This is a genomic window from Rodentibacter mrazii (assembly GCF_001998825.1).
GTDB classification, from domain to species: Bacteria; Pseudomonadota; Gammaproteobacteria; order Enterobacterales; family Pasteurellaceae; genus Rodentibacter; species Rodentibacter mrazii.
In genome coordinates this window covers 1-12,938 of the sequence record NZ_MLHG01000035.1, presented here as the reverse complement: position 1 = coordinate 12,938, position 12,938 = coordinate 1, and the positions used below count along the sequence as shown (strand labels likewise).

Sequence of the window (12,938 nt, the reverse complement as noted above, 5' to 3'; positions counted from 1 at the left end):
GAATTATTTATTAAAATAAACTTTCTTTAACGCCATCTCTAGTCCACGAAATTCGGCTAACCCCTTTAATCGACCAATTGCAGAATAGCCTGGGTTGGTTTTTTTATGTAAATCATCAAGCATTTGATGACCGTGATCCGGGCGCATTGGAATTAAGCGGGTTTCACCTTTTCCTAATCGACGATATTCTTCGCTTAACAAAGCTTTCACTACATTAAACATATCCACGTCCCCTTCTAGGTGAGCGGCCTCATGGAAACTGAGCGGATTATCCTCACGTTGAGTCGAGCGTAAATGAGCAAAATAAATTCTATCGGCAAATTGTTCTGTCATTTTCACTAAATCATTATCAGAACGTACGCCATAGGATCCGGTACACATCGTGAAACCATTGGCAGGTAAAGGTTGGGTTTCTACAAACCATTGCATATCTTCAATAGTTGATACGATTCGTGGTAAGCCTAAAATCGGGCGGGGCGGATCATCCGGATGAATCGCCATTTTAATGTCAACTTCTTGCGCAACCGGCACGATCTCATTTAAAAAATAAGCCAAGTGGGTGCGGAATTTTTCAGGAGAAATATCTTTATAATGATCTAACTGGCTTTGAAATTCATCCAATGTGTAGCCTTCTTCCGCACCAGGAAGCCCTGCGATAATATTTCGGGTAAGCTGCTGAATTTCTGCATCTGTCATTTGAGCGTAGTAGGCTTTTGCTGCGGTGATTTCTTCTTGGTTATAAATACTTTCAGCCCCTGGGCGTTTTAGAATATGAAGTTCAAATGCGGCAAAAGCAATGTGATCAAAACGTAAGGCTTTTGAACCATCCGGCAATTCATAAGCCAAATCTGTTCTTGTCCAATCCAAAACCGGCATAAAATTGTAACAAACCGTATCAATGCCACATTGTGATAAATTACGTAAAGTCTGTTTATAATTATCAATCCATTGTTGATAGTTTCCGGTTTGGGTTTTGATTTCTTCATGAACCGGTACACTCTCCACAACAGACCAAGTTAAGCCTGCATTTTCTATTTCAGACTTACGTTTTTCAATTTCTTCAATGCTCCAAACTTCACCATTAGGAATGTGATGAAGTGCGGTCACAATACCGGTTGCTCCGGCTTGTCGAATATCAGATAAAGAAACCGGATCTTTTGGGCCATACCAACGCCATGTTTGTTCCATTTTTAAACTCCTCTCATATTTTTAACGATCGACAACAATAGGACTCATATTAAACAAATAACCGTCAAAATTCGGATCATCTACATCTGATAATTCAAAAAGTTTTTGTTTAACATTTTCTAAATGTTGCCACATTGCTTTTTTTGCCATTGCAGGATCTTTTCTCTGCAAAGCCGTAATAATATTCTCATGATCTTGCAACCAGAGATGGCGATAGCTTTGATTTGGAATGTGAAGATGAAGTCCTTTCCACATTTGGCTATCAACACGAAGATCCCATAAAGCTTTCTGCATTTGTATGATCACTTCATTTTGCGTAATTTCCGCAATAGTGCGATGGAAATCTTCATCAGCAATATAATCTTCATCACCATGTTCCAAGGTTGCACGTTCTGTTGCTAAAATTTCTTTGAGCTTTGTTATATCGGCTCTTGTGACCTGCAAGGCTGCAAATTCGGCGATACTACTTTCTAATAACTGACGGGCTTGCAACAACTCGAAAGGGCCTACATCAACTTTATCTAAAAAGTCATCATTGCTTGCAATATGATGAGGCAATGCAATCACATATATACCGGAACCTTTACGCACCTCAATGAGGTTCTCAATCTCAAGCATGATTAACGCTTCCCGAATAACAGTACGACTTACGTTAAACTGTTCAGCTAAATCTCGCTCGGCAGGCAATTTATCACCCACTTGATACTGACGATTAATCAGTTGCTCTTTTAATTCATTTCCTATTTTTTTATAGGATCGTAGATCACCATTCATCATTTTTTTGCTCCCATTATTTGATTCTTATTGAATTTGGTCTACCAATCATACGATAAATATTCTTTATTCAAAATAGCCGGGAGTCTATATTGGCAAATTTTAGCCAAAATTAATGAATTTACACACACATGACTTAAATTAAAATTTATAAACCTCACTCAGGTGAACCAATTATCAACTTTTTTATCATATACACAAGAATAATTTATTAAAAATGTGATCTAAATCACACAATTAAAACAAATTGGTTTACCAAATTAAGTTTGTTGTGTACCATTTATTCACCTATTAATTAGGAAATCAAATTAAGGAGAAAGTTATAATGTCTATTGCTGAAAAACATGATTTAAGAAACAAACTTATTGTAATTACTGGAGCTGGAGGTGTATTGTGCGCTTTTTTAGCTAAACAATTAGCACGTACACAAGCGAATATTGCGCTATTGGATATAAATTTCGATGCTGCTAATTCTGTAGCGGAAGAGATCACTCAACAAGGTGGGCAAGCAAAAGCCTATAAAACGAATGTACTTGATCTTGAAAGTATAAAAGCGGTTCGTAATCAAATTGCTGTTGATTTCGGCACTTGTGATATTTTAATCAATGGAGCAGGTGGAAATAATCCTAAAGCGACCACTGATAACGAATATCACCAATTTGATCTAGGTAATAATACCAAAACGTTCTTTGACTTAGATAAATCAGGTATTGAATTTGTTTTTAATCTCAATTATTTAGGTACGCTACTACCTACTCAAGTATTTGCTCAAGATATGCTTGATAAACCAGGGGCAAATATCCTTAATGTATCAAGTATGAATGCCTTTACACCTCTTACCAAAATTCCTGCTTATTCAGGAGCAAAAGCTGCGATCAGTAATTTTACTCAATGGCTTGCCGTCTATTTCTCAAAAGTCGGCATCCGTTGTAATGCGATTGCTCCAGGATTTTTAGTTAGCAATCAAAATCGTGCATTGCTTTTTGATGAACAAGGTAATCCAACTGCGAGAGCAAATAAGATTCTCACTAATACACCGATGGGACGTTTTGGTGAACCGGAAGAGTTGCTTGGTGGCGTGCTGTTTTTAATTGATGATACTTATGCCAGTTTTGTTAACGGTGTGGTATTACCGATTGATGGTGGTTTTTCTGCCTATAGCGGTGTGTAATTAAGCTAATAGGTGAACAAATGAAAAATTTTAATAAGCAAAAAGAAGTCATCATCTGCATAGATTCTGATGGTTGTGTGATGGATACGATGAACATTAAGCACGAAAAATGTTTTGGTCCGGATGCAGTACAAATTTTTCAGATTGAGGAGAGAGAGCGTTTTCTTTCGCTTTGGAATGAGATTAATCTCTTTTCTGAAACCCGCGGCTGTAACCGTTTTAAAGGGTTGGTTTTGACGCTCGAACGATACGGCTATCAAGGCGACATAAACCAATTAAAAACGTGGGTGAATAATACGAAAGAGCTTTCTAACCGAGCTTTAAAGCAAGTTCTTGAGCAATCTTCATCAGCAGATTTAATCCTCGCATTACAATGGTCTGAACAGGTAAACCAAAATATTAGTGCTATTAAGGAAAAATTTAAAGCTTTCCCAAATATAAAGGAAAATCTTGCTTTCATTAAACGATTTGCCGATGTAGCTGTGGTTAGTGCCGCAAATAATGAAGCTATCATTGACGAATGGGGAAAAAACAATTTATTGGAAAACGTAGATATTGTTTTTGGGCAAGATCAAGGAAGTAAAGCTCATAGTTTAAATACACTGAAAAGTTATGGCTATCTACCGGAAAATATTTTGATGGTAGGGGATTCTCCGGGTGATCTTAATTCGGCTATCGAAGCTGGCGTACGTTTCTTCCCAATTTTATGTAATGCCGAAAACGAATCTTGGCAACTGTTGGTTTTAGAAGCTTTAGGAAAATTGATTTACGGAAAATTTAGTAATAGTGACCAACAGTGCTTAATTGAGCAATTCCAGCATAATTTAAGCAAAGTGAAATAATCACATCATCAAATAAGAGGAATGAAACATGTCAGTAGATTTAAGCAAAAAACCGTTTTATCTCAACCCAGAACAAATTGCCTGGGTGGAAAATACTATCGCCAATATGAGTTTGGAAGAAAAAATTGGGCAACTATTTGTAAATATGGGATCAAGTCGCTCGGAAGAATATTTAACCGAAATGGTCAGTAAATATCACATTGGTGCAGTGCGCTACAATCCGGGTAAGGCAGAAGAAGTTTATGAACAAAACCGCATTTTACAAACAAAAAGCAAAATTCCTCTTTTGATTGCAGCCAATACTGAAGCAGGCGGGAATGGTGCTTGTACAGACGGTACGGAAATAGGGCTACAAGTTAAGATTGGTGCGACTCAAAATGCCCGCTATGCCTATGAAATGGGGCGTGTAGCCGGAATTGAAGCGGCGGCAATTGGTTGTAATTGGAGTTTTGCACCGATAGTGGATATTAACTATAACTGGCGTAATCCGATAATCTCTAATCGCGTGTTTGGTTCAAATCCTGAGCAAGTGTTGGAAATGTCGCTTGCTTATATGAAAGGGATCCAAGAGAGCGGTATTCAACCGGCTGCGAAACACTTCCCGGGTGATGGTGTTGATGAGCGTGATCAACATTTATCATTTAGTATTAATAGTTTCTCCTGTGATGAATGGGATCAAACCTTCGGCAAAGTTTATCAAAGTTTAATTGATGCAGGATTGCCATCCATTATGGCTGGACATATTCATCTTCCAAGTTATGAAAAATATTTTGATCCGAGTTTAACGGACGAAGATTGTTTGCCGGCCACGCTATCAAAACCACTTTTAACCGATTTATTGCGCGGTAAATTAGGGTTTAATGGTGTTATTGTTACTGATGCAAGCCATATGGTAGCGATGACGTCCAGTATGAAACGAAGTGAACTTGTTCCTCAAGCGATTGCGGCAGGTTGTGATTTATTCCTGTTCTTTAATGATCCTGATGAAGATTTTGGTTATATGCTAGATGGTTACCGCAACGGTGTCATTTCAAAAGAGCGTTTGCATGAGGCACTTAGTCGCATACTTGGTTTAAAAGCGAAAATCAACTTGCACAACACTCCAAAAGAGAAAATCTTACCCGAAAAAGAGGAGGCAATGGCGAAAATTGGACTACCGGAGCATAAAGCAATATTCCGTGAAGTAGCAGATCAAGCTATTACTCTAGTTAAACATAAACAGGATATTTTTCCTATCACGACTAAAAAATATCCGCGTGTATTGTTAGTTAATATTAAAGGCACTGAAGGTGGATTTGGCAAAATGGTGGCAGGTAGTGCGAAAAGTGCGGTTGAAATTTTGCAAGAATTACTGAGTGAAAAAGGCTTTACTGTTTCTGTTTATCGTTCACCAATGGATAACATTTTAGATTTGCCTGATGAGGAACAAGTTCAAGCCATTCGTAACGAATATTCACAAAAACGCCCAATTGCCGATTTAGTCAATCAATATGATTTGGTTATCAACATTGCGAATGTGCATATGAGTACAGTGCAACGTATTGTATGGCAAGCTACCAAAGGTACACCAGATATTCCGTTCTATGTACACGAAATTCCTACTATTTTTGTTTCGGTACAATGTCCATTCCATTTAGCCGATGTCCCGCAAGTGAAAACTTATATTAATGCCTATGATGGTAAACAAGCCACAATGGAAATGTTAGTAGAAAAATTGATGGGGCATTCTGCATTTAAAGGTGTTAGTCCAGTTGATGCCTATTGCGGATTTAAAGACACTTATATTTAATTCTTAAAAGGACGATCTTATGAGCACTCCAACCCCGCTAAGACCTTTTGGTCTAAAAGATAAAATTGCTTATATGACAGGTGATATTGCCAACGATATGAGCTTTATGATGTCTGCTTTCTTCCTTATGTTGTTTTATACCAACGTATTAGAAATTCCTGGCTACGTTGTGGGAATATTATTTTTAGCATCACGCATATTGGATGCCTTTACTGATGTAGGGATGGGGCGTTTAGTCGATACAATGAAGCCATTTAAAGAGGGGCGGTTTAGAGGCATTATTCGCCGTGTTGCACCATTTGTCTGTTTGTCCGGTTTTTTAATGTTTCTTTATGTTGTGAAAGACTGGTCATATTCCGCTAAATTGACCTATGTAGCAATTACTTACATCATTTGGGGGAGTTTTTGTTATACAGCAGTCAATATTCCTTATGGTTCAATGGCAAGTGTGATTAGCAGTAAACCTGAAGATCGCGCTTCACTTTCTGTATTTCGTTCAATGGGAGCAAATGTAGCCCTTTTAGCCATTTCCTTTATTGTGCCTTTATTGATTTATAAAGAAGTGGAAGGAAAACAAATGATCGTACCTGAAATGTTTACTATCATTATGGGAATATTGATGGTAGTGGCATTTGGTTTGTACCAATTCTGTTGGAGAAACTCGATTGAACGGGTGCAGTTACCAGAAAAAGAGGGACGCAGACACGATAAAAATGAATGTTTTGACGATGTAAAAGCGATTTTTACCAGCTTGCTCACAAATAAACCGCTGTTAATCTTTATTTTTGTGGCGATAATCTTATTACTCTCTACTTTATTAATCGGCACAATGAATCCTTATCTTTATGTGGATTATTTTAACAGTAAAATAGGTTTCTCTGTGGGTGGATTATTACCTGTAATTGCATCGTTTGTTGTTGCTCCATTTGCAAAAACGATTGTGAAAAAATTTGGTAAAAAGGAATCAGCTTCTATTGCATTATTATTCACCGGTATTGGTTATTTGACCTTGTTTATGCTTAAAGTAACCAATGTTTGGCTTTATTTGGCGATTGCTCTTATATCTTTACTAGGAACAAACTATTTTATGGTAATTATATGGGCATTTATTACTGATATTATCGACCATCAATACTTAAAAACCAATTATCGTGAGGATGGTACAATTTATGCTGTCTATTCCTTTGCGCGTAAAATTGGACAGGCATTAGCCGGTGGATTGAGCGGTGTAGCCTTAAGTCTTGTAGGTTATACCCCAAATATATTAAACCAATCTGCGGAGACCTTAAACTCAATTTACAATGTGGCAACCCTTGTTCCCGCTGTTTCCAGTATTGCGATTTTCCTTATCCTTACCTTCTGGTACCCACTTTCAAAAGAAGTGGTTGATAATAATTCACGTGAATTGGAAAAACGAAGCCAACAATAAAACATCCTCCTTTGAGAGATCATTACTTTACAGGTAACATTATGAAACAATTTATGGACGAAGATTTTTTGCTTTCAACGAATACGGCAAAAACACTCTATCATGACTATGCCAAACATCAGCCTATTTTTGATTATCACTGCCATCTAAACCCAAAAGAAGTCGCTGAGAATCGTCAATTTAAAGATTTAGCTGAAATTTGGTTAGAGGGGGATCATTATAAATGGCGTGCATTGCGCACCGCCGGTGTTCCTGAAGAATTGATTACAGGAAAAGCAGATAATTACCAAAAATATTTGGCTTGGGCAAAAACCGTTCCGCTTTGCATTGGTAACCCAATTTACCATTGGACGCATTTAGAATTACGCCGTCCTTTTGGTATCACTAATACTTTATTCAATCCGCAAAATGCAGATAAAATTTGGTATCAATGTAATGAAATGTTACAGCAACCGGAATTTTCCGCACGTGGTATCATGCAGCAAATGAATGTGACCTTGGTGGGTACGACAGACGATCCGATTGATTCTTTGCAATATCATCAAGCGGTTAAAAACGATGAAAGTTTTGATATTGATATGGTACCAAGCTGGCGACCGGATAAAGTATTCAAAATTGAATTACCACAATTTAACGACTATATCGCTCAATTAAGCGAGGTTTCGGATGTGGAAATTCGTACCTTTGCAGATTTACAAAAAGCATTGTTAAAACGTCTTGAATATTTTGATGTTCATGGCTGTAAATCGGCGGATCACGGTATGGAAATTGTACGCTTTGCCCCTATTCCTGATGAATCCGTCCTTAATGCTATTCTTCAAAAACGCTTGCAAAATCAACCGCTCTTGGAAGATGAAATTGCCCGGTTTAGTACCGCTGTTTTAGTGTGGTTGGCCGCTGAATATTGTAAACGTCAGTGGGTAATGCAAATGCATATCGGCGCAATCCGTAACAATAACAGCAGAATGTTTGCTTTACTTGGTGCAGATAGCGGATTTGATTCTATTGGTGACCGCACTTATGCAGAGCCGCTTTCCCATTTATTGGATACAATGGATCGCCAAAATCAGTTACCTAAAACCATTTTATATTGCTTAAATTCGCGTGATAACGAAATGATTGCCAGCATGATTGGTAATTTTCAAACCGGCGGAATTGCAGGCAAAATCCAATTTGGTTCGGGGTGGTGGTTCAATGATCAAAAAGATGGGATGGAACGTCAGTTACAGCAACTCTCACAATTAGGTTTATTAAGCCAATTTGTCGGTATGCTAACTGACTCTCGGAGTTTCTTGTCTTATACCCGCCACGAGTATTTCCGACGTATTCTATGTGAAATGGTTGGGAAATGGGTCGAGAACGGTGAAGCACCAAATGATATGCCTCTGTTAAGCAAAATGATTGAAAATATCTGCTTTAACAATGCTAAACATTATTTTAAATAGGGAAAAACTATGTCATACACAACCAATCAAATCATCGAAAAACTCCGTCAGTTTAAAGTTGTTCCGGTGATTGCATTAGACAATGCAGAAGATATTTTACCGTTAGCAGATAGCTTGGCTAAAAATGGTTTACCTGTGGCGGAAATTACTTTCCGTTCTGATGCGGCGGCGGAGGCAATTCGTCTATTACGCACGAATAAACCGGATTTTTTAATCGCAGCAGGGACAGTTTTAACCACTGAGCAGGTGGTTTTAGCTAAAAACAGTGGTGCTGATTTTGTCGTTACACCGGGGTTTAATCCAAAAATTGTGAAATTATGTCAAGACCTCGATTTCCCAATTACACCGGGGGTGAATAATCCGATGTCAATTGAGGCTGCGCTAGAATTGGGAATTTCTGCAGTGAAGTTTTTTCCGGCAGAAGCTTCGGGCGGTATTAAAATGATCAAAGCCTTACTTGGACCTTATGGACAATTACAAATTATGCCGACCGGCGGTATCGGATTACATAATATTAAAGATTATCTTGCTATTCCTAATGTGGTGGCTTGTGGTGGTTCTTGGTTTGTAGAGAAACAATTGATCCGGTCAAAAAACTGGGATGAGATAGAGCATTTAGTCAAAGAAGTGGTTGATTTAACGAGATAAAATGAGAGACTAAAGGAAAAAGTGCGGTCATAAAAATTATTGTTTTTTGACCGCACTTTTGTCACTATGCCTTTTTTAAAAACTCAGACTTTAACATGATTTTGCCACAATCGACATTGTGATCGCCCTTGGCTAAACGGATATTTTTGAATTTTGTGCCTTTTTTCAAGACTTCTGATGAACCTTTCAATTTTAGATCCTTAATTAAAAGTACATCATCCCCATCTGCAAGTAGGTTGCCATTACTGTCCTTCACAATAAGTTGATCTTCATCTGATTCAACTGGCTCAGTACCGTTCCATTCGTAAGCACAGTCTGGACAAACGAAGTTTACAGAATCGTGATAGACATATTCCCCCTGGCATTTTGGGCAAGTAGGTATTTGTTCCATAGGTTATTCCTTTTTATTCAATTATAATGAGCGCATGAGTATAGCAAAAAATGAGGCATTCACCAAAAGTGCGGTTACTTTTGGGTAGTTTTTCAGGGGAAACGGGGAATCGCTTTTCTTTGTTTATAAGAATATTAAATAATTCTATGTTTATGATCTGAAAGACTACATTTCTAGGTCGGTTTAAGTTATGACAACGTGGGTTGAGTCTATACTGATAAATATAAAACCAGCTATTAAGCTGGTTTTATTGATTTAGAGGGGATTAGTTTAAATCGTCAATGAGAACATAAATTTGAGAAACGGGGCCGTGGACACCGACGACTTTAATTAGCTCAATATCTGCGGTAGCACTTGGGCCGGAAATAATATTAATGCAGGATGGCATACGTTCCCCGATTAGGGCTTTTTCATGAAGAATTTGAGCTAATTGAGCAACACGCGGAAGTACCGCACTTTTACGAATGACGATAATTGATTTTTCAGGTAATAAACTTGTTGAGCGACCATTTCCTTTAGAGGAAAATAAAACAGCTCCGCCTGATTCCGCAAGCCCATATTCGCCATGTACAATACCAATATTCGCTTTGGCCGATTTTATGATGTTTTCGTCACCATTATCGTAGTCCCACACGTAACTGTCGAATGTGTTTTTTACCGCATCAATAATACCAAGATCTTCGAGGCGGGAATCATGATTAAGTACGATACTACCACCACCATATTTTTCACAGACATCTATAATCGCTTTTGCGACATTCTCTTCTTTCGCTTCAACAATATCTACTAATAGAATTTTCGCGAAATTTATAAATTCATCACAAAGTTCGCTTTGAGATAAATGTATCAAGCGAGTCAGAGGATAGTTATTTAATGGCTCTTCCATGGGCGTTGGCACTAATTGGCGTGCTCTACCCATTTTATTTGCAAGTTTATTTAAGAAATTTTCTCTGTTTTCTAAATTCATTGTTATTAATTCCTCTATCTGAATTATTTCCGCTTCGCAAACCATTCACGGAAACTTTCTCCATCGCTGATCGGTAAATCTCGGGCTTTTGTCCATTCGCCTAATGCCCCTATTTTAATAGCAGGTTTCCCATTTTTGATAAATTTACTTATCGCTTTTGCCCCTACTTTAACTCCCATATTCCAAAGAGTAGGGTGGGAATTAGCAAATGTGAAACCTTTAATTTCTAACTGTTCGATTTTTGGGGTAACACCTTGCTCTACCATTTTTTCACGATGTTTAAGAATGAGTTGGGCTAGCGGAATTTTAACAGGGCAAACGCTGTTACATGCGTTACAAAGTGAACAAGCATAAGGTAATTCCTTAAATTCCTTGTAACCGCCTAGAAGAGGCGATATGACAGCGCCGATTGGTCCGGGGTAGATTGAACCATAGCCGTGTCCACCAATTTGTCGATAAGCTGGGCAGGTGTTTAGACATGCACCACAGCGAATACAACGTAAAACTTCCTTGAATTCGCTTTCTAAAATCGCTGAACGTCCATTATCGACAATTACTAAATGGAAATCTTCCGGACCGTCAGCTTCATTTTCTAGACGTGGGCCTGTGAGCCAAGTATTGTAGGCGGTTAATTTTGCGCCTACAGCACTGCGACAAAGCATTGTAATTAGTACATCGACTTCTTTAAAGGTTGGTGCAATGCGTTCCATCCCCATTACAGCAATATGTGTTTTCGGTACGGTTGTGGCTAAACGTAAGTTTCCTTCATTGGTCACTAAACAAACCGAACCTGTTTCTGGTACGGCAAAATTGCAACCTGAAATTCCAATATCCGCCTTTAAAAAATCTTCTCGTAAAACCTTACGGATAAATGCATTCATTTCTTCCGGTTGTTCGCTGCCTTCATAGCCCAATACTTCATGTAACTCTTTATGAATACGGTGGCGATCTTTATGGATGGCTGGTACAACAATATGTGACGGCTTATCGCCAACAATTTGAAGTAAATATTCACCTAGATCCGTTTCAACGACTTTTATTCCTTCGGTTTCCAAAACTGAATTTAAACCGATCTCTTCCGTTACCATTGATTTTGATTTAACAATAGTTTTAGCCTTTTTCTCTAGGGCGACTTTACGGATATAATCACTTGCTTCTTCAGCCGTTTCGGCAAAAAAAACATGTCCCCCATTTTGGGTGACTTTTTCACTTAATTGATATAAGTAGGCATCTAAATTAGCTAAAACATGATTACGGAATTGTTTAGAAAGATCACGCCATTCTTCCCAATGTCCTAATTCATCAACCATTTTTTGGCGGTTGGCTCCAATGGTTTCCTGAGCCTTGATTACCGCTTTACGCATGATTTCATTGTGAATTTGCTGTTCGACGCGTTCTTTAAAAGGAAGGCTGCTAGTTTGTAAATGGGACATATTAAACTTCTCCTTGCTGCATTAGAACTTCTGCAATATGCATAACTTTTACTTTTTTACCTTCACGTTGTAAACGTCCGCTGATATTAATTAAACAGCTTACATCTGCACCAATTAAATAATCCGGTTCAACTTCGGTAATATTTTTTACTTTCTCTGTAACCATTTCTCCGGAAATTTCTGCCATTTTAACTGAAAATGTTCCGCCAAAACCGCAACAAGTTTGTTGATTGTGAATTGGAAGAAGTTCTAAACCTTTTACATTGCGAAGCAAAGCGAGAGGCTCATCGACGATACCTAGTTTACGGCTTAAACTACAAGAAGGGTGATAAACAGCTTTGCCCGTTAATGTGGCTCCGATATTGGTTTTTCCGAGAACATTGACGATAAAATCCGTAAGATCATAAAAGCGTTTTGATATATTTTCTGCTCGTTTTGCCCATTCGGTTTCACCAAATCGATTAAAATATTCAGGATAGTATTTAATCGCAGAGACGCATGACCCGGCTGGTGCAACAATAGGGTGATCATTGACTTCAAAGGTTTCAACCAAATTTTTCATTCCCGCCAGCGCCTGTTTAGTATAGCCACTGTTTATAGCCGGTTGCCCACAACAACCTTGTTTTTCAAGGAAAATGACATTGCATCCCAATTTCTCGAGTAAGAGAACGGTGTTTTTAGCAACACCGGCTTTTACGACATCTGCAATGCAGGTTACATAAAAATTTACATTCATTTGATATGCCTATTAAAATTAAGAATAAGAAAAAATCGTATTTATAATACTGTTATAGCACAAAAGGAAGTATAAATACTTCCTTCTAGATTTAGTAAAAGATTTAATAAATTGTAGTGTACTTC

At 38.0% G+C, this 12,938-nt stretch carries 12 protein-coding genes; 6 read left to right on the top strand and 6 right to left on the bottom strand.

The genetic code is table 11. From position 1 onward, the window contains the following. Nucleotides 1–3 precede the first annotated feature (3 nt). Entirely contained in the window at nucleotides 4–1,188 is a 1,185-nt protein-coding gene (gene uxuA, locus BKK47_RS06095) for a mannonate dehydratase (protein ID WP_077494007.1), read from the bottom strand. Between the two features lie 21 nt (nucleotides 1,189–1,209). After that, nucleotides 1,210–1,965: an FCD domain-containing protein gene (locus BKK47_RS06090; protein ID WP_077494006.1), complete on the bottom strand. Its 756-nt coding sequence runs from the start codon at nucleotides 1,963–1,965 to the stop codon at nucleotides 1,210–1,212. Nucleotides 1,966–2,287: 322 nt separating this feature from the next. Here BKK47_RS06090 and BKK47_RS06085 point away from each other — a divergent pair, with 322 nt between their 5' ends. The 6 genes from BKK47_RS06085 to BKK47_RS06060 are packed head-to-tail and all read left to right on the top strand — an operon-like array spanning nucleotide 2,288 to nucleotide 9,286. Beyond that, nucleotides 2,288–3,133, top strand: coding sequence for an SDR family oxidoreductase (locus tag BKK47_RS06085; RefSeq protein ID WP_077494005.1), 846 nt, complete (start codon nucleotides 2,288–2,290; stop codon nucleotides 3,131–3,133). Between the two features lie 20 nt (nucleotides 3,134–3,153). Beyond that, nucleotides 3,154–3,975, top strand: a complete 822-nt coding sequence (locus BKK47_RS06080; protein WP_077494004.1) for an HAD family hydrolase — start codon at nucleotides 3,154–3,156, stop codon at nucleotides 3,973–3,975. Between the two features lie 28 nt (nucleotides 3,976–4,003). Beyond that, nucleotides 4,004–5,764 carry a glycoside hydrolase family 3 protein gene (locus tag BKK47_RS06075; RefSeq protein ID WP_077494003.1) on the top strand — a complete coding sequence of 587 codons (1,761 nt, stop codon included), beginning with the start codon at nucleotides 4,004–4,006 and terminating at the stop codon, nucleotides 5,762–5,764. A gap of 19 nt (nucleotides 5,765–5,783) precedes the next feature. After that, on the top strand, nucleotides 5,784–7,193 hold the full coding sequence (locus BKK47_RS06070) for an MFS transporter (RefSeq protein WP_077494002.1): 1,410 nt from the start codon (nucleotides 5,784–5,786) through the stop codon (nucleotides 7,191–7,193). 41 nt (nucleotides 7,194–7,234) lie between these two features. Then, a complete protein-coding gene (gene uxaC / locus BKK47_RS06065; RefSeq protein WP_077494001.1) occupies nucleotides 7,235–8,638 on the top strand; it encodes a glucuronate isomerase in 1,404 nt (467 codons plus the stop codon). 9 nt (nucleotides 8,639–8,647) lie between these two features. Next, the gene (locus tag BKK47_RS06060; RefSeq protein WP_077494000.1) at nucleotides 8,648–9,286 is read left to right on the top strand and encodes a bifunctional 4-hydroxy-2-oxoglutarate aldolase/2-dehydro-3-deoxy-phosphogluconate aldolase; all 639 of its coding nucleotides are present in this window, start codon (nucleotides 8,648–8,650) and stop codon (nucleotides 9,284–9,286) included. A 64-nt stretch (nucleotides 9,287–9,350) separates the two neighbouring features. On the opposite strand, the gene BKK47_RS06055 is transcribed toward BKK47_RS06060, so the two are convergent. The 4 genes from BKK47_RS06055 to BKK47_RS06040 all read right to left on the bottom strand — a co-directional run bounded on the left by BKK47_RS06055 (nucleotide 9,351) and on the right by BKK47_RS06040 (nucleotide 12,813). After that, nucleotides 9,351–9,677, bottom strand: coding sequence for a zinc ribbon domain-containing protein YjdM (locus BKK47_RS06055; RefSeq protein WP_077493999.1), 327 nt, complete (start codon nucleotides 9,675–9,677; stop codon nucleotides 9,351–9,353). 265 nt (nucleotides 9,678–9,942) lie between these two features. After that, nucleotides 9,943–10,644, bottom strand: a complete 702-nt coding sequence (locus BKK47_RS06050) for a LutC/YkgG family protein (protein WP_077493998.1) — start codon at nucleotides 10,642–10,644, stop codon at nucleotides 9,943–9,945. 23 nt (nucleotides 10,645–10,667) lie between these two features. Next, nucleotides 10,668–12,077 (bottom strand): LutB/LldF family L-lactate oxidation iron-sulfur protein, encoded by a 1,410-nt coding sequence (locus BKK47_RS06045; RefSeq protein ID WP_077493997.1) that lies wholly within the window; start codon nucleotides 12,075–12,077, stop codon nucleotides 10,668–10,670. 1 nt (nucleotide 12,078) lies between these two features. Then, nucleotides 12,079–12,813: a (Fe-S)-binding protein gene (locus BKK47_RS06040; protein WP_077493996.1), complete on the bottom strand. Its 735-nt coding sequence runs from the start codon at nucleotides 12,811–12,813 to the stop codon at nucleotides 12,079–12,081. Nucleotides 12,814–12,938 lie beyond the last annotated feature (125 nt).